We start from the raw sequence: 22203 nt of genomic DNA on the forward strand, positions 1-22203 counted from the left end.
TTAGTGTGTTTCCTTTGTAGCGTGTTGCGATCCAATCAAATGCTGCACGACCCGTTCCATCTTCATGAAGCGGGAGCCCTTGATCAATACGGTTGCATCCGGCGTTACCGCGGCGCTTACGGCCTGCAGCAGCGCGTCGAATTCCTGGTGGTACTCGGCATGGGGCGCCATGTGGGCGGCCAGCGTGCCGGTAGCGAAGAAGTGCTCGATGCCTTTGGTCGCTGCGTAGGCGGCGACTTCTTCATGAAACTCCTTGCCTTGCGTGCCTACTTCGCCCATGTCGCCCAGCACCAGCACGCGCGGCGCCTTGGCCTTGGCCAGCACATCGATGGCGGCACGCACGGAATCCGGGTTGGCGTTGTAAGTGTCGTCGATCAACAGCGCTCCGTTGGCGGCCTGCTTCTTCTCCAGGCGGCCATTCACCGGCGCGAACGCTTCCAGCCCTGTGCGGATGGTGGAAGTGTCGATGCCGGCGGCATAGGTACAGGCAATCGCAGCCAGCGCGTTGCGCACATTGTGATCGCCGGCAGCCTGCAGCGATACGCTGAAGTGGCGCGGCACCGCGTCCGGTGCGGAGAAAGATGCGGCGGCGCCATGGCCGGCTGCGTGCGCGTTTGCAGCGGGGCGCACGGTCACTTCCAGCTCGGAGCCGAAGTCGCCGGCGGTGTAGGTGCAGCTTACGTTGGCGGCAGCATCCAGGCCGAAGGTCAGCACGCGGCGGCCGACCGACAGCTCGCGCCAGACCGGCGTAAATTCGTCCCCATGGGGGAACACGGCCACGCCATCGCCAGGCAGCGCAGCCAGCACGCTGCCGTTCTCGCGCGCCACCGCTTCCACGGTGTGCATGAATTCCTGGTGCTCGCGCTGCGCATTGTTCACCATGCCGATGGTCGGAGCTGCGATGGCGCTGAGGCGGCCGATTTCGCCCGGATGATTCATGCCCAGTTCCACCACGGCGGAACGGTGCGATGTGTCAAGACGGAACAGCGTCAACGGCACGCCGATCTCGTTATTCAGGTTGCCGCGCGTCGCCAGCCGGCCGCCTTCGCCATGGGCGGCGGCCAGGATGGAGGCGATCATTTCCTTGACGGTGGTCTTGCCGTTGGAGCCGGTAACGCCAATCAGCGGCAGCGCAAACTGGCTGCGCCAGTAGTTGGCGATCTGGCCCAATGCCACCAGGGTGTCCGGCACCACGATGGCAGGCAGGGTCCAGCCCTTCGGCAACTTTTCAACCACCACGGCGACGACGCCCTTGTCGACCACCTGCTGCAGGAAATCGTGGGCATCGAATACCTCGCCGCGCAGGGCGACGAACAGCTGGCCGGCGCCGACCGTGCGGGTGTCGGTCGACACACCGTCGAAGTCCAGCGCCAGCGCGGCGTCATTGGACAGCACACCGTGATGCACGTGCGCGCCCTTCAATGCCGGCAGGATGTGGGCGATAGAGCTGCGCATCAGTGCGGCCTCATCATGGTAAGGCGTGCAGACAATGCAAGCTGCGCGTGCTCGGTGTCCGAGAACGGCATCTTGCGGCCCTTGATTTCCTGGTAGGGCTCGTGGCCCTTCCCTGCCAGCAGGATCACATCCGCCTTGCCGGCATTGCGCACGGCGGACAGGATCGCGGCGGCGCGGTCTTCCACCGTCAGGAATTCCGAATTCGGATGTTGCGGGTCCATGCCTGCCACGATCTGGCGAATAATCTCGGCTGGTTCTTCGCTGCGCGGATTGTCGCTGGTGACCAGCACATGCTCCGCCATTTGCGAAATCCTGCCCATCTGCGGGCGCTTGCCCGGGTCGCGGTCGCCGCCGCAGCCGAACACGCACCACAGGTGGCCGCCACGATCGGCCGCCACTGAACGCAGCGCTTCGAGCGTCTTTTCCAGGGCATCCGGGGTATGCGCGTAGTCGATCACGACCATCGGCGCTTCCTGGCCGCCGATCTGCTGCATGCGGCCCGGGGCCGGTTGCAGGGATTCGATGCCGTCGATGGCGGTGCGGAAGGCAACGCCTTTGGCCAGCAACACGGCCAGCACGGCCAGCGCATTGCTGACATTGAACGGCCCCACGAGCTGGGTGCGCACATGCGCATGGCCGAAGGTCGAATCCAGGTTGAATTCGGTACCCAGGTTGCGGCTGCGCAGCGCACTGGCGCGCAGCATGGAAATACCCGCCACGTTCGGCTGCGCCTTGATGTCTTTCAGCGTGTAGCCGATGATGGCCGGCTTGCGCGCTGCTTTAGAAGCCTTGATATGCGCGAGCAGGCGGTGGCCCATCGGATCGTCCAGGTTCACCACCGCGTGTTTCAGGTTAGGCCAGTCGAACAGGATGGTCTTGGCGGCTTCGTAGTTTGCCTCGTCGCCGTGGTAATCCAGGTGGTCGCGCGTCAGGTTGGTGAAGACCGCCACATCGAAATGCATGCCTTCGGTGCGGCCCTGGTGCAGGCCGATGGACGAGGCTTCGATGGCCAGCGCGCTGGCGCCGTCGGAATGCACTTCCTTCAGCTTGCGGGCCAGCAGCACGGCGTCCGGCGTGGTGTAGCCGGTTTCGTCGAAATCCACTTCGCCGCGGGCGCGGAACATGCCGACGCCCAGCGTGCCGATCACGGCGGTCGTTTCGCCTACTTTGGCCAGGGCCTGGCCGGTCCACACCGCGCAGGAAGTCTTGCCATTGGTGCCGGTGACGGCCACGGTGAACATGCCGGCATCGGGCTGGCCATACCAGGCGTGCGCAATCGGGCCGGCCTGCTTCTTCAGGCCCGCCACGGCGAGGTGCGGCACGGCATGCGCGGCATCCCAGGCGTACCCGGTGTCGTCGTACACCACGGCGGCAGCGCCGCTGGCGATGGCTGCGGCAATAAAGGTGCGGCCATCCTTGGCGTCGCCGGGATAGGCAAAGAATACGTCGCCGGCCTTGATGCGGCGCGAGTCGGATGCCAGTTGCGCATTGGGCGCAGCTTCACGCATCCAGCTGATAATTTCTTGATGGTTCATCGTCGTCATTTACATGGCCTCCGGTCCGGTGTCCGCCGGCACCACGATTTCGGTGACGTTGGAATCAGGAGGCACATTGGAGGCGCGCAATGCATTGATTGCGACAGCCGCGAAAGTTGGTGCTGCGACCGAGCCGCCAAAGTGGCCGTTCTGGGTCGGTTCGTCGATCATGACTGCAATGATGAAGCGCGGCGCCGACATCGGCACCATGCCGACGAAGGAACCGATGTATTTGCGCGGCATTGCATAGCGGCCGTTCTCCACCTTGTAGGCGGTACCGGTCTTGCCGCCTACGCGGTAGCCCGGAATCTGCGCCTTCTTGGCGGTACCGTCCTTGCCGGAGACAACGGCCTCCAGCATCTCGCGCATCTGCGCTGCGGTCTGCGGCTTGATGATCTGCTGGCCCAGCGGTTCTTTTTCGACCTTCTCAAACGACAAAGGAATGGTGTCACCATTCCGGGCAAACATCATGTAAGAGCGCGCCAGCTGTATCAGCGACACTGAGATACCGTTACCGTAACTCATGGTCGCCTGTTCGATCGGCCGCCATGATTTATAAGGCCGCACCCTCCCGGCTACCGCCCCGGGGAAACCCCATTTCGGTTGCTGGCCGAAGCCGACCTTGGTGAACATCTCCCACATTTCCTGCGACGGCATGCTGAGCGCAATTTTCGAGGTGCCGATATTGGACGACATCTCGATGATCTGCCCCACATTGATCACGCCGTGCGCCTTGGTATCCGAAATCGTACGGTCGGCGATGGTGAGTTTGCCGCCGCCGGTATCGATGAAAGTATTCGGCTTGACGCGGCCACTGTCCAGGGCCAGCGCCACCGTAATCGGCTTCAGCGTGGAACCCGGTTCGAAGGTGTCGGTCATCACGCGGTTGCGCAGCTGCGCACCGGTCAGGTTGCGGCGATCGTTCGGGTCGTAGCTCGGGTAGTTGGCCAGCGCCAGCACCTCGCCGGTATGGACATCGAGCACCACGGCGCCACCGGCCTTGGCGCCAAAATGATCGACGGCGTTTTTCAGTTGGGTGTAGGCGATATACTGGATCTTGCTGTCCACCGACAGCACAACGTTCTTGCCGTTATGCGGTTCTATCTTGCCGCCGATATCCTCCACGATGCGGCCCTGGCCATCCTTGATGACGCGGCGCGAACCGGGCTTGCCGACCAGATTGGCCTGCTGCGCCAGCTCCATCGACTCCTGGCCCTTATCGTCGACGTTGGTGAAGCCCACCATATGGGTCATCACCTCGCCTTGCGGATAGAAGCGCTTGTACTCGGGACGGATATCCATGCCCGCCAGATCCAGCGCCTTGATTTTGTCGGCCACCTCCACCTCGACCTGGCGTCGCAGGTAGACCAGGTTGCGATCGGAATCGAGCTTCTTGCGAAGCTCGGACTCGCTCATTTCCAGCAAGCCGGCCAGAGCGCGGATTTTGTCTTTCGGCGCCGCCAGCAATTCGTCCGGCGCAGCCCAGATAGCACGCACGGGGATGGACGAGGCCAATACCTGGCCATTGCGGTCGGTGATCTTGCCGCGCACGGCCGGCAATTCCTGCGTGCGCAGGTAGCGGTTGGCGCCCTGCTCCTTCAGGAACTCCGACTGGCGGGAAGTGCCCTGCAGCCAGACCGCGCGTGCAGCCAGCGCCCCGAAGGCGATGAACATCCCGAACAGCACAACGCGCGAGCGCCAGCTTGGCAGCCGCACCGCCAGTACCGGGCTCTTGGAGAAAGCCACGCCCTGCGAGCGTGCCACGCGGGCCGTTCCGGTTCCACCGCTGGAGCGCATCACTTTTCGCCCTCCGTCAGGTATTGGGTGCGGTTCGGCGTGAGCTGGGTCATATTCAGTTCACGGCGTGCGATTTCCTCGATACGGGCGTGCTTGCCCAGCGTCGACTGGTCGAGCTGGAGCTGGGCCCACTCGATATCCAGCTGGCGCGCCTGCGTTTCCGCGCGCTCCTGCTCCACAAACAGGTGGCGCGCCTGGTATTGCGCGTTAACGGCAGAAAGGCCGCAAGCGACCAGTAATGCCGTCAGCACGATATTGATCTTGTTGCTCATGGCAGGCCTCCGGTTGAAGGCAGGCGCATGGCGACCCGCATCACGGCCGAACGGGCGCGCGGGTTTTCATCCACCTCTTTATCGGACGGCTTGATACGTGCCAGCAGCTTCAGTTCCGGCTGCGGCAGGTCGACCGCCCTGATCGGCAGGCGCCGGTCCGGCTGCTCCACCTTGGCCTTGGAAGCGAGGAACTGCTTGACCATGCGGTCTTCCAGCGAGTGGAAGCTGATGATGGCCAGGATCCCGCCCGGCTTGAGGGCGTTGAACGCCTGGCTCAGGACCGATTCGAGGTCCTCAAGCTCCTTATTGACGAAAATCCGGATAGCCTGAAAGGTGCGGGTCGCAGGATCCTTGCCCTTCTCGCGAGTCTTGACCGCGCCTGCCACGATACCGGCAAGCTGTCGTGTGCTTGAAATTGGTTCGACTGCCCGGCGAGCAACAATCGCCTTTGCAATCTGAAAAGCAAACCGTTCTTCCCCATAATCCCTTATCACCTTTTCCAGTGTTTTTTCTGATTCCGTGGCCAGCCACTCGGCAGCGGAGATGCCGCGCGTGGTATCCATGCGCATGTCGAGCGGGCCATCGTTGCGGAAGCTGAAGCCGCGCGCAGCATCGTCCACTTGCGGCGACGAGATGCCGAGGTCCAGCAAGATGCCGTCGACGGCGGGAATGCCGCGTTCGGCCAGCGCATCCGCCATGGTGGCGAAGCTGTCGTGCACGATGGTGAAACGCTTGTCGCCGATGGTTTCGGCGTTGGCGATAGCTTGCAGGTCTTTGTCGAAGGCGATCAGGCGGGCGTCCGGACCCAGGCGGGACAGGATCAGGCGGCTATGGCCGCCGCGGCCGAACGTGCCATCTATATAGATGCCGTTGGCGCGCGCGCCGGCCAGGTCGAGCGCATCCACCGCTTCATCTAACAGCACCGTACGATGCTGGAACTCTGGCACCGAGGTCGTCGTCATATTGAACCGGGCCTCAGAAGGAGAAATCGGACAAGGTATCGGGCATGCCAACCTCGATGGTGGCTTGCTCGTTTGCGGCGCGCTTGACCGGATCCCAGATTTCGAAATGGGTCAGCATGCCGGATAGCACGACTTCGCGGCCAAGGCCGACGGCGTCGCGCAATTCAGGGGCAACCAGGATGCGGCCGGCCGAATCCATCTCGACGTCGGCGGCGTTACCCAGCAGGATGCGCTGCCAGCCGCGGGCCGACATCGGCCACGAAGCGATCTGGTCGCGTTTGGCTTCCCAGACGTGGCGCGGATACATCAACAGGCAGCCGTCCGGGTGTTTGGTAAGCGTGAGCCGTCCTTCGCACTGGATTACCAGTGCGTCACGATGCTTGGCCGGAATGGACATCCTGCCTTTCGCATCGAGAGTAATCGCGGACGCGCCTTGGAACACGACTTAACCTTATCTAAAAAATCCCACAAAACTACACTTTTTCACACTGTCGCCCACTTTAGAGGAAGCGCACAAGGTGGTCAAGCGAATTTCCCAAGCGAAAATAGCGATTTGTCCAATGAAATTAAGGACTTAGCGGCATTCCTTGAGAAATAGCCGAAGTAAAAACCACTGAGAAATTAGGGACTTATGAAAGATAGTGAAAGTGCTACTTCACGTGCAGGGCTGGCCAGAGAGGGGAAAAGTGACTAGAAATAAATTTGGAAAACTGCATTTGGTTGCCTTGAGGCAACGACAATTAAGCAATTTAACAACAAATGCCGCCGCCCGGATAAGCGGGAGAATTGCTGCCTGTCACGCTTTGCGCGCGATGTCGACCCTCGAAAAGAACATGCCGCCCAGTTTGGACTGGGCGGCAACTTGTATAGACATATGGCGAATGTCGCCGCTTGCCTACATTATACGGCTTGAGAGACTTGTCACTCGTAAGTGACGCCTACCGTGACGCCGCTGAACGGCTGCTTCGCTTCCAGCGTGATGTAATACCACTGGTTCGCCACCGGGCTCGGGATGCTGACATTTTCGGCATTGCCCGAGTTGGTGGAGGCATAGTCGTAGGAGGTGGTGCTCGGATAGCGGTTCAGGGCCACGTACATGTCCATATTGCCGCTGCCGCCCGCGCTCATGATCTTCACGTTCTTGGCACCGGCCGGCACGATCAGGTGCAGGTAGGTGCGGCTGCCGGAAGACAGGTTGCGGATTGCGCAGTTCTTGCCAAGGTAGCTTGGCGAGGACTGGCCGCTGCAGGCTGGCAGGTTGGACACGCTGTCAGGCAGCGGTGGTTCGCCGGCCGTGGTGGCCGCATCGGCCCAGGCAGCGAACTCGCTGTCGTAGCGGGCACCAATGTCGCGCATGAAGTCGTTGTAGCGCGCATAGTCGCCGACCCTGAACTTGGACAGCACCTGGTCTACGTCGGAGCGATGGCGCTCCATCATGAAGCGGGTCGCCATGTAGCCCCAGCGGTAGGCACGGTCCTGGTAATCCGACATCGAGTACGTATTGCCGAAGATGTCGCTGAGGCGGTATTTGCGGCTGCGCGCCATGTCGATTGCCGGCTGGTTGTTATTTTTCAGCGAGAGATATTCCGCGACACCCTCGATCCACCACACCGTCGGCACGGAAGTGCCCTGGCCGAAATCGCCGTACATGTCATAGCGGCCATCCAGGTAGTGCACATACTCATGCTCCAGGTTCCACACCTTGAAGGTCGGACGCAGCCACGACGCCTCGTGGGCGATGAAGCGCGCCTGGTTGCCGGCCACGGACGGATCGCCCTCCAGGTACATGCCGCCGTTATTGGTGTCGATGCCGTAGATCACGCTGGCGTACTTGCTGTAGTTGCTGTAGTCGTCGAACACCACCAGTTCCAGCGCGGTGTTGTTGTCATGCGCAACCGGGGTGCGGTTGGTCTGCAGCATGGTGTGGGCGTAGCCCTCTTCAGTCGCCAGGGCGGAGCAGATTTCCTGCACCTGGGCCTGGGTCACGTCCTGGGCACGCAGGCGCAGCGACGGGCTGCAGCTGTAGCTCGTCTTCAGCACCGCATTTGCCAACTGGTCCTCGTAATTGCACACGCCGTACTGCGCGCAATTGCCGCTGTCGTAGTACTTCACAGCCGCCGCTGCCGCCAGCCACATGCCGCTGTCGGCGCCCAGCATGGTGCTGGTATTCAGGGTGTTCTGCACCATCGGCTTGACCTGCGCCTTCAGTCCGGCGTACTGCATGAAGCGGAAGGCCTCGTTCGATGCATCGGTCAGGTGGGCGCCGGCGTTGGTGTTCAGCAGGGCCGCCTTGTTGTTGGTGATGAACGAGTACAGGGTGTTGGCGTAGGAGATGTCGCCCGACAGCGCCGTACCTGCGTTAGGGGACGTGTGGGCGCGGAACAGCACAGTCAGCGCACCGGTCATGCCGCCGCTGGCGCTATCCTGCTTCAGCGCTTCGGCAGCCGTCGGCTTGGCCGAAGTATTGGTGAAGCGCGCCACAGTGGCCTTCGCATCCGGCAGGAATTGCACCTCGTCGTTCATATTGGTGACAAGCTTCCATGCTTCGATCGCGGTGGACGGCGCCGCGGTGTTGTTGGCATACAGGCTGCTGCCCTGGGCCAGGCCATGCAGTGCAGTGCGAATCGGTGCGCGTACCGATTCGCTCAGCGCAGGAATGGTGCCGCCGCTGGCCTGGTAGTAGCCGGCGCGCAGGTAGAGCACCAGGTTCACCAGCTTCATGTTGCTGCCGTTGTAGCTGGATGCCTCGCTGGCCAGGCGGCTGGCGACGGCGCTCACGTTGGCGCTGGAATAGATACTGGTAGCGAGTGCCGGCGCCGCCGAGAACAGCGGATAAGTGCACTCGTAGTCAGGCAGCGTGGCCAGGTATTCGGCCAGTGCAGCGCCGCTGTAGCTGGCCAGGACGTTCATGTCCTTGCACTGCGGCGTTGCTGCCATCGGCGCCATGCTGGTTTTCAGGCTGCGCGGCATCAGGTCATTGCGCGGCTTGCGCGTTGGCGCCAGGTCGTACTTGCTCTGCTCCACCGATGGCGGCAGGGTTTGCCGCTGGTGCGGCGCGGGCGGCTGGTGCAGCTTGTTACCGCTATCCGCGTGGGCTTGCGCGGCGAGCAGCAAAGCTGCTGCGCCGATTGCTTTCAACATCATGTCTCCACCTCTTCTGTTATGTAATGGGAGCGCCCATGCTAACGAGGAGAGGTGGCGCGGCTTCAATCGTGTGCGCCGTTATGGTGATTTCGCTGCTTCAGCTAACGTGAACTGCACAGGCGATGGACGAAAAAGCCACAGGTGGACGCGCGCCGGAACCGGTTCGGAACTGGCTTGGCGTATAGCCTGTCATCGCTTTGAACTGGCGGCTGAAGGCACTGTGGTCGGTGTAGCCGCATTCGCGGGCGATGTCGGCGATGCTGCGGCCAGGGTGGGCTTCAATCAGCGCCAGCGCACCTTCCAGCCGCGATTGCAGCAGCAGCTGGCGCGGGCTGTAGTGGAAGACTTTCTGGAACAGGCGCTCTACTCGCGCCAGCGACAGGCCTTCTTCGCGCGCCAGGTCGGCCAGGTTCAGCTGCATATGGAAGTTGTCGCGGATGCGCTGCGCAATGCGCGCCACCTGGCGGTAAACCGGGTGCTGTTCGTCGACCAGGCCGAGGTCGTGCGAGGTGCCTACCAGGCCGACGATATCGCCTTGCTCGTTGCGCAGCGGGGCCTTGTGGGTCAGGCACCAGCCGCGGCGGCGGTTCGGGTACAGGTGCAGTTCTAGGTGCTTCTCGATGGTGGCGCCCATGTCGATCACCTGCCGGTCCTGCGCCTCATAAGCGGCAGCGAGGGGGCGCGGATGCACGTCCATCACGGTCTTGCCGAGGATGTCGGACTTGCTGCGCAGGCCGCAGCGGCGGGCCAGCGTATTATTGACGGCCACATAGCGGCCATCGCGATCCTTCACGAAGAAGGCTACTTCGGTCATCGCGTCGAACAGTTTTTCGATCGCGTCCAGCTCCACGTTCCAAGGACGGTCCGTCATAAAGGTGTCTCCCATGCTTTGGCGCGCTCTGTGGCGCGATTCCATTTTGCCAGCAACTCGGCCCGCTGGTCACCCCCCATCGCTGGAGTGAAGCGGCGCTCGCACGCCCATTGCGTGGCGATTTCTTCCTGCGATTCCCAAAAGCCGACGGCCAGGCCTGCCAGGTAGGCCGCGCCCAGTGCCGTGGTTTCGGTGACCTTCGGGCGCAGCACGGGAACGCCAAGAAGGTCGGATTGGAACTGCATCAGCATGTCGTTGCGGGCCGCGCCGCCGTCGGCGCGCATCTCCGTTACCGGCATAGCTGCATCTTTCTGCATTGCCGCCAGCAGTTCGGCGCTCTGGTAGGCGATCGATTCCACGGCGGCGCGCGCGATGTGCGCCTTGCTGCTGCCGCGCGTCAGGCCGACGATGGTGCCGCGTGCATACGGGTCCCAATGCGGTGCGCCAAGGCCGACGAAGGCTGGCACCAGGAACACGCCGCCGCTGTCAGGCACGCTGTTCGCCAGCGCCTCCACATCGCTCGATTGCTGGATGATGCCCAGCCCGTCGCGCAGCCATTGCACGGTGGCGCCGCCCATGAAGACGGAGCCTTCCAGCATGTAATCGGTAACGCCGTCGACGCGCCAGCCGACGGTGGACAACAGGCGGTTGTGCGAGGTGCGCGGGTGGCGGCCGGCGTGCATCAGCATGAAGCATCCGGTGCCGTAGGTGTTCTTCACCATGCCCGGCTTGTGGCAAGCCTGGCCGAAGGTGGCCGCCTGCTGGTCGCCGGCGATACCCGCGACCGGGATCGCATGGCCGAACAGGGCTTCGCGCGTGGTGCCGACTTCCTCGCTGGAGGATACCACCTGCGGCAGCATTTCTTCGGGGATGTCGAACAGGTGCAGCAGGTCCGAGTCCCAGCGCATCAGGTGGATGTTGAACAGCATGGTGCGCGAGGCGTTCGAGACGTCGGTGACGTGCACGCCGCACAGTTTCCAGGCCAGCCAGGAATCGATGGTGCCGAAGCACAGCGCACCCTTGCGTGCACGTTCGCGCGCGCCCGGCACGTGGTCCAGGATCCATTTGACCTTGGTGGCGGAGAAGTAGGCGTCCAGCTCAAGGCCGGTGGCATCGCAGATCATTTTCGCCTTGCCGGCGGCGCGCAGCTCTTCGCAATAATCGGCGGTGCGGCGGTCCTGCCACACGATGGCCGGCGCGATCGGTTCGCCGGTCTTGCGGTCCCACACCACGGTGGTTTCACGCTGGTTGGTGATGCCGATGGCGCGCACCTTCTTTACATCGAAATCCTGCAGGACTTTGCGTGCCACGGAGATCTGGCTGTTCCAGATTTCGTTGGGATCGTGTTCAACCCAGCCTGGCTGGGGGAAGTGCTGGGGAAATTCCTGTGCCGCGCATCCTGCGATTTTCCCTTCGTGATCGAACAGGATGGCGCGCGAGCTGGTTGTGCCCTGGTCCAGGGCGAGGATGTATTGAGTCATCTCTCAAGAATTAGTTGAAGCAAGCCGATAGGCCGGATTTTGTTACGGCACCCGAAGGTGCTATGACAGCCATTCCTCTAGGCGACGGATTGCTCCGCCGCTCAAGCTTTCTACCCGCACGCTCCGCGAGCAACATCATCGCGTGCCTATTTGAAATTGCACCAGGTGGAGGTTACCGCGTTTCACCGTAACTTAATACGCTCGTCTCTGTGGCCCTATTCCTCGCCTTATACCATTGCTGGCTTTCAGCGGACGGCCGTTAACCGTCACCCCGCTCTGTGGAGTCCGGACCTTCCTCCCGCCCATGTCTTGCGACACGGGCCAGCGGCTGTCTGGCTTGCTTCGGGCGGTATTTTACCAGCTTTAACCCCGGGGTCAGGTCCCGATTCCCGGCACGGCGCAGCCGTGCTGGGTCTTGGGCCCTGACTCCAACGTTATTTATCCGGGGTCAGGTCCCGATACCTGACACGGCGCAGCCGTGTTGGGTGTTGGGCCCTGACTCCAACATTACTTATCCGGGGTCAGGTCCCGATACCTGACACGGCGCAGCCGTGTTGGGTGTTGGGCCCTGACTCCGTCCATATAATTTGGTGTCGCAAATCGGAAAGCTATTTCCCTAGGGCAGGCATAGAATGCCAAATCCATGTATAAGAAGGCAAGTACCATGACGCAAACTCCTCGTTCCGGCGGCCAGATCCTGGTCGATGCGCTGAAAGTCCACGGCACCGATACCGCCTTCGGCGTGCCTGGCGAAAGCTACCTGGACGTGCTGGACGCCCTGCACGAATCCGGCATCCGCTTCATCATCAACCGCCAGGAGGGCGGCGCTGCCTTCATGGCCGACGCATACGGCAAGATGACCGGCAAGCCAGGCATCTGCTTCGTGACCCGCGGGCCGGGCGCCACCAATGCCTCGATCGGCGTGCACACCGCCTTCCAGGATTCGACCCCGATGATCCTGTTCATCGGCCAGGTCGGCAGCGATTTCATGGACCGCGAAGCCTTCCAGGAAGTCGACTACCGCCGCATGTTCGGCCAGATGGCGAAATGGGTCGCCCAGATCGACCGCGCCGACCGCATTCCCGAATACATTGCCCGCGCTTTCCAGGTCGCCACCAGCGGCCGTCCAGGCCCGGTGGTGCTGGCCCTGCCGGAAGATATGCTGACCGCCAAGGCAAGTGTCGCCGACACCCGTGCCTATGTGCCGACCCAGGGCGCCCCTTCCGCCCCGCAGATCGCGCAACTGCGCCAGATGCTGTCCGAAGCCAAGCGCCCGATGCTGCTGCTGGGCGGCGGCGGCTGGAACGAGCAAGCTACTGCCGATATCCGCAAATTCGCCGAAGCGAACAAGCTGCCGGTCGGCTGCGCCTTCCGTTTCCAGGACCTGCTGGACAACGCGCACCCGAATTACATCGGCGACGTCGGTATCGGCATCAATCCGAAGCTGGCCGCGCGCGTGAAAGACGCCGACGTGCTGATCGCCATCGGCCCGCGCCTCGGAGAAATGACCACCAGCGGCTACTCGATCATCGCCTCGCCGGTGCCGCAACAGCGCCTGGTGCATATCCACGCCAGCCCGGAGGAACTGGGCAGCGTCTACCAGGGCGAAATGATGATCGCCTCCGGCATGCCGCAGGCCGCAGCGATGCTGGCGGCAATGGAGCCGGTGGATGCGAGCGCCTGGCGCGACAGCGTCGAACAGGCGCGCGCCGAGTACAGCGCCTGGCAGCAGCAGCCGTCGATCTTCAAGGATAACAACGCCCCGCTGAACCTGTGGCAAGTGGTGCAGGAACTGAAGGCACAGTGCCCGGCGGACACCATCATCACCAACGGCGCCGGCAACTACGCCACCTGGGCGCATCGCTACTGGCCGTACGGCGGCATGCGCACCCAGCTCGCGCCGACCAGCGGCGCCATGGGTTACTCGGTACCATCCGGCGTAGCCGCCAAAATCATCGACCCGGCACGCACCGTGGTCACTTTTGCCGGCGACGGCGAATACCTGATGAACGGCCAGGAACTGGCGACCGCCGTGCAGTACAAAGCTGGCGTGCTCATCATCGTATTCAATAACCAGATGTTCGGCACCATCCGCATGCACCAGGAGCGCGAATACCCTGGCCGCGTTTCCGGTACCACGCTGCACAACCCGGACTTCGCTGCAGTGGCCCGCGCCTTCGGCGGACATGGCGAAACCGTCGCGGCCACCGAGGAATTCGCGCCTGCCCTGCAGCGTGCCCTCGCCTTCACCCGCGAGCAGAACCTGCCGGCCATCATCGAGCTGCGCTACGACGGCAACCTGATCACCCCTGGCGCCACCCTCGACACCCTGCGCAAGCAGGCGATCGCCGCCGGCAAATAATCCCACCGCCCCACAGTCAAAGGGCTGGCCCGCAATCGCGCGGCCAGCCCTTTTATATTTCGGCTACCGCCATGCGGAGACCTGATTACCGCTTCGGCGCCGGACAGGACTTGCAGGCTTTGGCAGTGCGGCTGAAGTCGCGCACTTTGGCCAGTACCATTGGCTGCGACTGGTCGTCGCAATAGCCGCCATCCAGCGTCAGCGTTTCGCCGCCGGGAGAGAACTTGCCGCTGATGGTGCGCTCTTCCTCCCCTTCCTGCACGGTGAAATACATCATCTTGCCGCGCGGGTCGACATGCACGTCGTTCGCCACCAGTGGCCAGCTCAGGCCGCCAGCCGTGTATTCGTAAATTACCGTATCGACTTCGGCAAACCGCTGCAGCGTAATGCGCTGGCCGCCATATTCGCCGCTGCCTTCGTGCACGCACAGGTCAGAGTAAACCACCATGCCGTGGCGCGGCAGGCCTCCGGCTTTGTTGGCCGCCAATGCGGCAGGCAATACCGTGACTGAAGCGAGCAGCAGCGCGCTGCCGATGCGATGTGAAGTTTTCATATCAGCATTGTAAAAAAAAACGGCTGCGCGAGGCAGCCGTTTTGACCTGGAACTGACAGGTATTAGAATGTGTGACGGATGCCTACGTTGTAAGCGGAGTCACCGGAGCCGGATTCAGCGTTGTTACCAACGGTGAAGGAAGCGCCGTTCTTGTTCTTGATCTTGCCGTACGACATGTAGGTGGTGGTACGTGGCGACAGTTTGTGCAGGTAGCCGATTGCGTACTGGTTAGCATCGCGGTTGGCAACGTCACGGTCATCCGCGCGGGCTACGGAAGCCACCAGGGAGCCAGCAGCCGACACAGGAACGGTCGCGCCTACCAGGTAGTTGCGGCTGTCGGTCGAAGCGGCTACTGCAGCAGCGGTGTAAGCGGTACCGTTAGGGTATGCAACGCTGTTCAGGCCTTTGTTGGCGTTGAACATCGCGAAGGCCTTAACAACCTTGAAGTCGTAGTTCACAGCCAGCAGGGTGTTGTGGCCGATGTCACGACCGGTAACGATGTTGTTGGCAACGGTGTCGTTGTTACGGTTGTTGTAAGCCAGGCGGCCTTCGAAGTCGCCGTTCTTGTAGCCGATCGCCGCGCCCAGTTGACGGCCGGTCGAGGATTCTTTCTGCTCGCCGGCAGCGTAGAACACTTCAGCAGTGATACCCATCATGTCTGGCGACTTGTAGTACACGGAGTTGCTGTTGCGTACGTTGATGCCGTTTGCCGGGAAGATGTTCTTAGCCGAACCGGACAGGCCAGCCTGGAACGGATCGCCAACTTGCACGAATGCGTTGTACCAAGGGGTGTACTGGCGGCCCAGGGTCAGGGTACCAGCCGATTTCGACACCAGGCCTACGTATGCCTGACGCTGGAAGATCGAACCGGACACGTCGGACTCGCCGGTGTCGCCTTTGATGCCGCCTTCCAGCATGAACACTGCGGACAGGCCGCCACCCAGGTCTTCGGTGCCTTTGAAGCCGATGCGCGATGCATTGGCGACGCCGGAGGACACTTTGGTCACGTTACCGTTCTTGCCACCGTGTTCGGACACGATGCCGGCATCCATGATACCGAAAACGGTTACATTGGATTGGGCGTAGGCGCTGCCGGATGCTGCTGCCAGTACTGCGAGGGAAATCAGGGTCTTCTTCATGATGTGCTTCTTCCTTTTCTTTGTTATCGATCACCAGGGCTCTTCGGCGCTGATCGCCCGTTATTTTATATGATCTCAATATTTCCTGCTATTCACGTAGTAATACGTATTGCAAGGGGACGCCTTTTGCTGGAGTAAACCGAATAAAATTTATACAACTTTCAACTTTTTTGTTCAGGACATATTTCACACTTTCGTTTCTTTTGGCCGTGAAACCTGGGGCGCCGGGATTGTGTCATGGACAAGGGCTTTGAAGCGCAGTTTCCCAGTGAAACGGAACTGTGCTGCATGCAACTTTGTGTCAGACTTGAGCGTTAGAATGCAGGTCGCGGATCAATCTGGGGGCGCTGTCGGCGAATGAAAACGAGTGCGGTTTCTGTAACAATTCCATCCACCATCAGCGATGTGGAACGGGACACCGGCCTGGCAAAGGAAACTTTGCGCGTTTGGGAGCGCCGTTACGATTTTCCCCGTCCTGAACGCGACACGTTCGGAGAGCGAGTCTATCCAAGCGAACAAGTAATTAAATTGAGATTGATCAAGAGATTGATTGATCTGGGCTACCGTCCGGGCAAGGTTATCGGCTATTCCGCGGACGAACTGCAGGCCTTGGCGCAGAAAAGCGCTTCCAGCCAGCGGATGGAAGCTGCCATGCCGCACCCCGAGCTGCACGCCTTCCTGGAACTCTGTAAAGCCCATCAAATGGAAGCTTTCCGCCGCAAACTGACGCAGGCGATGCTGGTGATGGGCTTAAAGAATTTCGTGATCAACCTGGTCGCCCCGCTTACCACCCTGGTGGGCGAAGCGTGGGCTTGCGGGCAGTTCGCGGTGTTTGAAGAGCATTTATTTGCCGAATCGGTGCAGATCGTACTGCGCAGCGCCGTATTCTCGGTGCCGCAGGTGAACCACAGCAGCGGGGCGCCGCGCCCGCGTGTGCTGCTGACCACCCTGCCGCAGGAACGCCACGGCCTGGGCCTGCTGATGGCCGAAGCCATGTTTGCCGCCGAGGGAGCGCATTGCATTCCGCTAGGCGTCCAGACGCCGCTGCCGGACATCGTCGAGGGCGCGCGCGCCATGCAGGCGGACATCGTTGCGCTGTCTTTTTCCGCCACCATGAATCCGCGCCACGTTGCTGATAGCCTGCGCGAATTGCGGGTGCGCCTGCCGGACCAGGCTGAAATCTGGGCCGGCGGCAACAACTCGGCCCTGCGCAAACGCCCGCCAAGCACGGTGAATGTGTGCGAGCTGGACGATATCGGCGGCGCCGTCACCGAATGGCGCCAGCGCCAGCGACTGGCCCTCAGCTAGCCTCTGGTAGAATACGCGGTTCGATTGAAGGACCCTCTGCCAACTTGTCCATGTTCAGTTTTTTCAAGAAGAAACCGGTCGCGCCGGAAGCCGCGCCCGCAGTGCCAGCCGCAACACCTGCGGCCCCTGCTCCTTCCGTGCCTGCCGGCACCGAGACTGCCGCGCCGCTGGCGTTTGAAGTCGAAACCGCCGCCAGGCCGGAACCCAAACAAAGCTGGATGAGCCGCCTGAAGGCCGGCTTGTCGAAGACTTCCGCCAACCTGTCCATCCTGTTCGTCGGCGCCAAGATCGACGACGATCTGTACGATGAGCTGGAAGCGGCGCTGCTGATGTCCGATGCCGGCGTCGACGCCACCGAATACCTGCTCGATGCGCTGAAGCGCAAGGTCAAGGAAGACAAGCTGCTGGATGCCGCCCAGGTCAAGGAAGCGCTCAAGCAGCTGATGGTCGACCTGCTGCAGCCGCTGCAAAGGCCGTTCGAACTGGGCCGCCACCAGCCGCTGGTCATGATGATTTCCGGGGTCAACGGCGCCGGCAAAACCACCACCATCGGCAAGCTGGCCAAGCATATGCAGGCCCACGGCCAGTCGGTACTGCTGGCTGCCGGCGACACTTTCCGCGCCGCCGCCCGCGAACAGTTGATGGTGTGGGGCCAGCGCAACAACGTCACCGTGATTTCCCAGGAGTCGGGCGACCCGGCTGCCGTGTCTTTCGACGCGGTGCAGTCCGGCAAGGCGCGCGGCACCAATGTGGTGATGATCGATACCGCCGGCCGCCTGCCGACCCAGCTGCACCTGATGGAAGAGCTGAAAAAGGTCAAGCGCGTGATCGGCAAGGGCATGGAAGGCGCGCCGCACGAAACCCTGCTGGTGATCGACGGCAATACCGGCCAGAATGCCCTGGCCCAGGTGAAGGCTTTCGATGATGCCTTGCAACTGACCGGCCTGATCATCACCAAGCTCGACGGCACTGCGAAAGGCGGCATCCTGGCCGCCATCGCCCGCGTACGCCCGGTTCCGGTGTACTTCATCGGTATCGGCGAAAAGATTGAAGACCTGCAGCCGTTCAATGCGGCTGAATTTGTTGAAGCACTGCTCGCGTAACCGGCCTACATGATCGAATTCCAGCACGTCAGCAAGCAATACTCCCCCGACGGTGTCGCCCTGCGCGACATTTCCTTCACCATTGCCAAAGGCGAGCTGGTCTACCTTGCCGGCCCTTCCGGCGCCGGCAAGTCGACCCTGCTGAAGATGATCGCCGCCATGGAGCGGCCGACGTCGGGCAAAGTGCTGGTGAACGGCCAGGACATCGGCGCCCTGAAACGCGCCGGCATTCCCTTCCTGCGCCGCAACTTGGGCCTGATCTTCCAGGAACAGCGCCTGCTGAACGACCGCACGGTGCTGGCCAATGTGATGATGCCGCTGCTGGTGACCGGTTCGCCGCGTGCTGTCGCCGAGCAGCGCGCCCGCGCCGCCCTCGACAAGGTGGGCCTGCTGGACCGTGCCGACGGGCAGCCGCTGGCCCTGTCCGGCGGCGAACAGCAGCGCGTATCGATCGCCCGTGCCATCGTCAACCGGCCGCAAATCATCCTGGCCGACGAACCGACCGCCAACCTGGACCGCGCCAGTGCCAACCGGGTGATCGATGCGCTGCACGCCTTCCACTCGGTGGGCGTGACTTGCCTGATTTCCTCGCACGATGAACAGATTCTGGACGCCGCGGCGCGTGTGATCCATCTCGAACGCGGCGAACTGATGAAGGAAGCAGCATGAGCACCTGGCTGCGCCACCACCTGTTCGCCCTCGGCTCCGCCCTGGTGCATGTGCGCCGGGCGCCGGGCTCTTTCCTGTTCAATATCCTGGTGGTCGCCATTGCGCTGGCCCTGCCCTTCATGGGCGTGACCTTGCTCGACAATGTGCGGCCGCTGTCGGAGCAGATGGCGGTCGAGCCTGAGCTCAGCGTCTTCATCAAGGCCGAAACCCCGCGCGAGCAGGCCACCGGGCTGGCTTCCTCGCTGCGCAGCATCGCACCTTCGGCCAAGATCATTTTCACTTCGCGCGAAAAAGCGCTGGAGCAGCTGAATGCCAAGAGCGGCCTGTCCGACGTGGTTGCCACGCTGGGCGAGAATCCCCTGCCGGACAGCTATGTAGTCAAACTGAATGCCTTCCAGAACGCCGCGGAAGGCAGCCAGATCGACAGCATCGCCGACCAGATGCGCGCCCTGCCGGGCGTGGAATCGGTGCAGGTGGATTCGGCCTGGGTAAAGCGGCTGGCCGCCCTGCTGGGCATCCTGCGCCTGGCCCTGCTGCTGCTGGCCGCCACCCTGGCCACGGTAGTGGTGGCAGTGGTGTTCAACACCATCCGCCTGCAGGTGATGACCCAGCGTGAGGAAATCCTGGTCTCCAAACTGATCGGGGCCAGCGACAGCTTCATCCACCGCCCCTTCTATTACACCGGCGCCCTGCTCGGCCTGTGCGCCGGCGGCGTAGCCCTGGGCGGCGTGGCACTGGCCCTGCAGCCACTCAACCGCGCCATTGCAGATTTCGCAAGACTGTACGCCTCGGAATTCCAGCTGGTTCCGCTGGACCCGATGGGCACTGCCGGCCTGCTCGCCCTGTCCGCCGGGCTCGGCCTGGTCGGCGCCCTACTCTGCGTCCAGCGTCACCTGTCGCGTTTAAATTGAAAGTCGGGGTCAGCTCCGGCAATCGGACATTTTGCTACGCAAAATGTCCGATTGCCGGAGCTGACCAGCTGACCCCGACTTTCAAATTCTTCGTGCGTATCCGCACCGAGCCGCTCCGTTCCCCGCCTTATCCTGACTTTGATCCAGCGCAAGGAATCGCGCTCTGGCGATAGTGTTTTTGCTATCAGAGCCATAAAATCCCTGCGATTGGCACTCACCAGGGGAGAGTGCTAATATATGTTCAGAACGGCATGATAGAGGTTAAGAATCATTTAAGTTCTGTCGTGCATGCTGGTAACTCTGAAAAGCATTCCCTTCAAGCGAGGATAGATAAGATGACCGCAACAAACGCACTGGTACCTGCCGGCAGCAACGCGCTGACCCTTGGCTTCAGCGGGAGCCTGGGCAACTTGGACGCTTACATCTCGGCTGTCAATCGCCTGCCTATGCTGACCCACGAGGAAGAAGTGGCGCTCGGCAAGAGCCTGAAGGAAAAGAACGATATCAAGGCGGCGGAAACGCTGGTCACCTCCCACCTGCGCCTGGTGGTGTCGATCGCGCGCGGCTACCTGGGCTATGGCCTGCCACACGGCGACCTGATCCAGGAAGGCAATATCGGCCTGATGAAGGCGGTCAAGCGCTTCGACCCGGACCAGGGCGTGCGCCTGGTGTCTTACGCCATGCACTGGATCAAGGCTGAAATCCACGAATACATCCTGAAGAACTGGCGCCTGGTCAAAGTGGCCACCACCAAGGCCCAGCGCAAGCTGTTCTTCAACCTGCGCAGCCACAAGCAGGGCCTGGATGCCATGTCGCCGAAGCAGATCGACGAACTGGCCAAGGCGCTGGACGTGAAGCGCGAAGAAGTGATCGAGATGGAAACGCGCCTGAGCGGCCGCGACATCGCCCTGGAAGCCCCTTCCGACGACGAAGACGACAAGTTTTCGCCGATCGCCTACCTGTCCTCCGACAATATGGAGCCGACCAAGGTGCTGGAAGCGGAACAGGTGGTGCGCCTGCAGTCCGAGGGCCTGGAAACTGCCCTGTCCAAGCTCGATGCACGTTCGCGCCGTATCGTGGAAGCACGCTGGCTGGCCAACGACGATGGCTCGGGCGCCACGCTGCACACGCTGGCTGAAGAATTCGGCGTGTCGGCCGAACGCATCCGCCAGATCGAAGCGGCTGCCCTGAAAAAAATGAAAGGCTCGCTGGCCGCCTATATGTAAGCCAGGGCTGTCCTCGCCAAAAGCACCGATACCGCAAGGTTCGGTGCTTTTTTATTAACTGCGGAGTAAGCCTCTTAATGTCGGGAATTTTTACATTCCCTCATGCAACACCCGGTAAGTCCTTGAAATGACTGACTTTCAGTTTGTGGCATAACGATTGCTTAGTAACCCCTGAGCACACAAATCGAGGAGTCACCATGTTCACGAAACTGGCACTGGCTGCAATCTGCGCCCTGGCTGTTGGCTCCGCCGCCGCAGGCCCTACCAATAAACTAGGGCAAACCAGCGGTAACGCGTTGACTCTGACAGTTGGCAGCTCGATCGCCGCGGGGTGGAATCCCGACGGCGATTCAGTCTGGACTTTTGCCGACTGGATCCACGTCAAGGACCAGACCACGCTCTACGTCAAAGTAACGGCCGACACTACGTTCGACTTCAGCATCGCCCCGCCCAATGGCGGCTCGGTGCAGTCTTTCGACTTCGATTTCCTGCTCAACGATGTCTCGCAAGCGAAGACCAAGCCAAGCGGTTACGCAGCCTACTTCGATGACGTGACCTTGCTTGCCGGCCAGGTATATCGCTTCCGCCTGGATTCGCTGAACATCCACGATAACACCACCAATGTCGACTTCCTGGTCTTGGCCGGCAATTTCAATGCGCCAACCAATCCAACCGATCCGCTGCCAGACGATCCACCTGCTGACCCTGGCGACGACACGGTCCCTACAATCAGCGTCATTCCTGAACCAGTTTCCCTGGCACTGCTAGGCGTCGGGCTGATGGGCTTGGGGGTAGCCCGCCGTCGCCGCACAGAATAAGTTGTGAAAACCAACTATAAAAACTAGCGCCCCCTCGGGGCGCTTTTTTTGTCGGGAATATTTACACCCTTATTGTTGAGTGGACTCAACAGTGCAACGCGATCGTTTGCGATTTGCTAAGCTGTTCCCAGGCCAGAGGAGAACATCATGCAAGCTAGACTGATCTGTCTGGGCATGGCGGGCCTGGTCCTTGCCATTGCCACCGCCTGCGGCTCAACCCGCAGTACTGCTGAGGACGTAGCCAGCCGTCCCGCACCACGCACCAGCGCCAGCTACGTCCTGGCACAAGGGGAAATCGTCACGCTGGCCCCATCCGTGACGCTCAAACTCGAGCGCGTCAATGACAGCCGTTGTAAAAAGGGGGCAGTCTGCGTCTGGGCTGGCTATATCAGTTACAGCTTCGTGCTGGCTGATCAACAGGGCAGCACCAGCTTCGTGCTGGCCGAGGACATGCCAGGCGCCGGCAAAACGGTGACGCGCAATGGGCTGACCTTTACGCTGCTGGGGATGGAGCCGGCCGAAGCGCCTTCACTGAAGGCACCAGCGCCGGATTATCGGGTAAGCTTGCGGGTAACTATTTCCCAGCCAACATAGCTG

19 protein-coding genes and 1 other RNA gene are annotated in these 22203 nt (G+C 61.7%); 8 read left to right on the forward strand and 12 right to left on the reverse strand.

All coding sequences use genetic code 11. The features are described from left to right. The 10 genes from murF to rnpB form a co-directional block, all read right to left on the reverse strand. Nucleotides 1-1455, reverse strand: coding sequence for a UDP-N-acetylmuramoyl-tripeptide--D-alanyl-D-alanine ligase (murF, locus tag ASE26_RS04885; protein WP_055932678.1), 1455 nt, complete (start codon nt 1453-1455; stop codon nt 1-3). Then, nucleotides 1455-2999 (reverse strand): UDP-N-acetylmuramoyl-L-alanyl-D-glutamate--2,6-diaminopimelate ligase, encoded by a 1545-nt coding sequence (locus ASE26_RS04890; RefSeq protein ID WP_055932675.1) that lies wholly within the window; start codon nt 2997-2999, stop codon nt 1455-1457. Before ASE26_RS04890 ends, murF begins: the two co-directional genes overlap by 1 nt. Beyond that, entirely contained in the window at nt 3000-4787 is a 1788-nt protein-coding gene (locus ASE26_RS04895) for a penicillin-binding protein 2 (protein WP_055932672.1), read from the reverse strand. Further along, on the reverse strand, nt 4787-5059 hold the full coding sequence (ftsL, locus tag ASE26_RS04900; RefSeq protein ID WP_055932669.1) for a cell division protein FtsL: 273 nt from the start codon (nt 5057-5059) through the stop codon (nt 4787-4789). The genes ASE26_RS04895 and ftsL overlap by 1 nt, the downstream gene beginning before the upstream one ends. Continuing rightward, nucleotides 5056-6021 (reverse strand): 16S rRNA (cytosine(1402)-N(4))-methyltransferase RsmH, encoded by a 966-nt coding sequence (rsmH, locus tag ASE26_RS04905; RefSeq protein ID WP_055932666.1) that lies wholly within the window; start codon nt 6019-6021, stop codon nt 5056-5058. Before rsmH ends, ftsL begins: the two co-directional genes overlap by 4 nt. Before the next feature lie 13 nt (nt 6022-6034). Then, nucleotides 6035-6463, reverse strand: a complete 429-nt coding sequence (mraZ, locus tag ASE26_RS04910; RefSeq protein WP_055932663.1) for a division/cell wall cluster transcriptional repressor MraZ — start codon at nt 6461-6463, stop codon at nt 6035-6037. Between the two features lie 479 nt (nt 6464-6942). After that, a complete protein-coding gene (locus ASE26_RS04915; RefSeq protein ID WP_055932660.1) occupies nt 6943-9165 on the reverse strand; it encodes a M9 family metallopeptidase in 2223 nt (740 codons plus the stop codon). Between the two features lie 97 nt (nt 9166-9262). Beyond that, the gene (locus tag ASE26_RS04920) at nt 9263-10036 is read right to left on the reverse strand and encodes an AraC family transcriptional regulator (protein ID WP_055932656.1); all 774 of its coding nucleotides are present in this window, start codon (nt 10034-10036) and stop codon (nt 9263-9265) included. Beyond that, a complete protein-coding gene (gene glpK / locus ASE26_RS04925) occupies nt 10033-11517 on the reverse strand; it encodes a glycerol kinase GlpK (protein ID WP_055932653.1) in 1485 nt (494 codons plus the stop codon). The genes ASE26_RS04920 and glpK overlap by 4 nt, the downstream gene beginning before the upstream one ends. Before the next feature lie 12 nt (nt 11518-11529). Then, an RNA gene (gene rnpB / locus ASE26_RS05090) (RNase P RNA component class A) lies at nt 11530-11861 on the reverse strand. 320 nt (nt 11862-12181) lie between these two features. Between rnpB and ASE26_RS04930 the strand changes: the two genes are divergently transcribed. Continuing rightward, on the forward strand, nt 12182-13879 hold the full coding sequence (locus ASE26_RS04930) for a thiamine pyrophosphate-binding protein (RefSeq protein ID WP_055932650.1): 1698 nt from the start codon (nt 12182-12184) through the stop codon (nt 13877-13879). An 85-nt stretch (nt 13880-13964) separates the two neighbouring features. On the opposite strand, the gene ASE26_RS04935 is transcribed toward ASE26_RS04930, so the two are convergent. Both ASE26_RS04935 and ASE26_RS04940 read right to left on the reverse strand, forming a co-directional pair. After that, nucleotides 13965-14432: a hypothetical protein gene (locus tag ASE26_RS04935; RefSeq protein WP_055932647.1), complete on the reverse strand. Its 468-nt coding sequence runs from the start codon at nt 14430-14432 to the stop codon at nt 13965-13967. A 62-nt stretch (nt 14433-14494) separates the two neighbouring features. Continuing rightward, nucleotides 14495-15571 carry a porin gene (locus tag ASE26_RS04940; protein WP_055932645.1) on the reverse strand — a complete coding sequence of 359 codons (1077 nt, stop codon included), beginning with the start codon at nt 15569-15571 and terminating at the stop codon, nt 14495-14497. Between the two features lie 357 nt (nt 15572-15928). Between ASE26_RS04940 and ASE26_RS04945 the strand changes: the two genes are divergently transcribed. From ASE26_RS04945 to ASE26_RS04975, 7 genes are all read left to right on the forward strand, one after another. Next, entirely contained in the window at nt 15929-16879 is a 951-nt protein-coding gene (locus ASE26_RS04945; RefSeq protein ID WP_057245690.1) for a MerR family transcriptional regulator, read from the forward strand. 50 nt (nt 16880-16929) lie between these two features. Beyond that, the gene (gene ftsY / locus ASE26_RS04950) at nt 16930-17982 is read left to right on the forward strand and encodes a signal recognition particle-docking protein FtsY (protein WP_055932639.1); all 1053 of its coding nucleotides are present in this window, start codon (nt 16930-16932) and stop codon (nt 17980-17982) included. A 9-nt stretch (nt 17983-17991) separates the two neighbouring features. After that, complete coding sequence (locus ASE26_RS04955; protein ID WP_055932635.1) at nt 17992-18651, forward strand: cell division ATP-binding protein FtsE; 660 nt, start codon at nt 17992-17994, stop codon at nt 18649-18651. After that, nucleotides 18648-19562: a permease-like cell division protein FtsX gene (gene ftsX, locus ASE26_RS04960; RefSeq protein WP_055932632.1), complete on the forward strand. Its 915-nt coding sequence runs from the start codon at nt 18648-18650 to the stop codon at nt 19560-19562. Before ASE26_RS04955 ends, ftsX begins: the two co-directional genes overlap by 4 nt. A 335-nt stretch (nt 19563-19897) precedes the next feature. Further along, complete coding sequence (gene rpoH / locus ASE26_RS04965) at nt 19898-20788, forward strand: RNA polymerase sigma factor RpoH (protein ID WP_055932629.1); 891 nt, start codon at nt 19898-19900, stop codon at nt 20786-20788. Nucleotides 20789-20985: 197 nt separating this feature from the next. Beyond that, nucleotides 20986-21606, forward strand: a complete 621-nt coding sequence (locus tag ASE26_RS31150) for a PEP-CTERM sorting domain-containing protein (RefSeq protein WP_055932627.1) — start codon at nt 20986-20988, stop codon at nt 21604-21606. Between the two features lie 147 nt (nt 21607-21753). Next, a complete protein-coding gene (locus tag ASE26_RS04975) occupies nt 21754-22200 on the forward strand; it encodes a hypothetical protein (protein ID WP_082507384.1) in 447 nt (148 codons plus the stop codon). The last annotated feature ends 3 nt before the right edge of the window (nt 22201-22203 follow it).

This window comes from Duganella sp. Root198D2, assembly GCF_001428585.1.
Classification (GTDB): domain Bacteria; phylum Pseudomonadota; class Gammaproteobacteria; order Burkholderiales; family Burkholderiaceae_D; genus Rugamonas.

Coding starts and splice junctions, on each gene's coding strand:
- ftsY (WP_055932639.1), top strand. CDS start 16,930: ATGTTCAGTTTTTTCAAGAAGAAACCGGTCGCGCCGGAAGCCGCGCCC.
- ASE26_RS04920 (WP_055932656.1), bottom strand. CDS start 10,036: ATGACGGACCGTCCTTGGAACGTGGAGCTGGACGCGATCGAAAAACTG.
- rpoH (WP_055932629.1), top strand. CDS start 19,898: ATGACCGCAACAAACGCACTGGTACCTGCCGGCAGCAACGCGCTGACC.
- murF (WP_055932678.1), bottom strand. CDS start 1,455: ATGCGCAGCTCTATCGCCCACATCCTGCCGGCATTGAAGGGCGCGCAC.
- ASE26_RS04945 (WP_057245690.1), top strand. CDS start 15,929: ATGAAAACGAGTGCGGTTTCTGTAACAATTCCATCCACCATCAGCGAT.
- ASE26_RS04930 (WP_055932650.1), top strand. CDS start 12,182: ATGACGCAAACTCCTCGTTCCGGCGGCCAGATCCTGGTCGATGCGCTG.
- ASE26_RS04955 (WP_055932635.1), top strand. CDS start 17,992: ATGATCGAATTCCAGCACGTCAGCAAGCAATACTCCCCCGACGGTGTC.
- ASE26_RS04915 (WP_055932660.1), bottom strand. CDS start 9,165: ATGATGTTGAAAGCAATCGGCGCAGCAGCTTTGCTGCTCGCCGCGCAA.
- ASE26_RS04935 (WP_055932647.1), bottom strand. CDS start 14,432: ATGAAAACTTCACATCGCATCGGCAGCGCGCTGCTGCTCGCTTCAGTC.
- ASE26_RS04940 (WP_055932645.1), bottom strand. CDS start 15,571: ATGAAGAAGACCCTGATTTCCCTCGCAGTACTGGCAGCAGCATCCGGC.
- rsmH (WP_055932666.1), bottom strand. CDS start 6,021: ATGACGACGACCTCGGTGCCAGAGTTCCAGCATCGTACGGTGCTGTTA.
- ASE26_RS04890 (WP_055932675.1), bottom strand. CDS start 2,999: ATGACGACGATGAACCATCAAGAAATTATCAGCTGGATGCGTGAAGCT.
- ASE26_RS31150 (WP_055932627.1), top strand. CDS start 20,986: ATGTTCACGAAACTGGCACTGGCTGCAATCTGCGCCCTGGCTGTTGGC.
- ASE26_RS04975 (WP_082507384.1), top strand. CDS start 21,754: ATGCAAGCTAGACTGATCTGTCTGGGCATGGCGGGCCTGGTCCTTGCC.
- ASE26_RS04895 (WP_055932672.1), bottom strand. CDS start 4,787: ATGCGCTCCAGCGGTGGAACCGGAACGGCCCGCGTGGCACGCTCGCAG.
- ftsL (WP_055932669.1), bottom strand. CDS start 5,059: ATGAGCAACAAGATCAATATCGTGCTGACGGCATTACTGGTCGCTTGC.
- ftsX (WP_055932632.1), top strand. CDS start 18,648: ATGAGCACCTGGCTGCGCCACCACCTGTTCGCCCTCGGCTCCGCCCTG.
- glpK (WP_055932653.1), bottom strand. CDS start 11,517: ATGACTCAATACATCCTCGCCCTGGACCAGGGCACAACCAGCTCGCGC.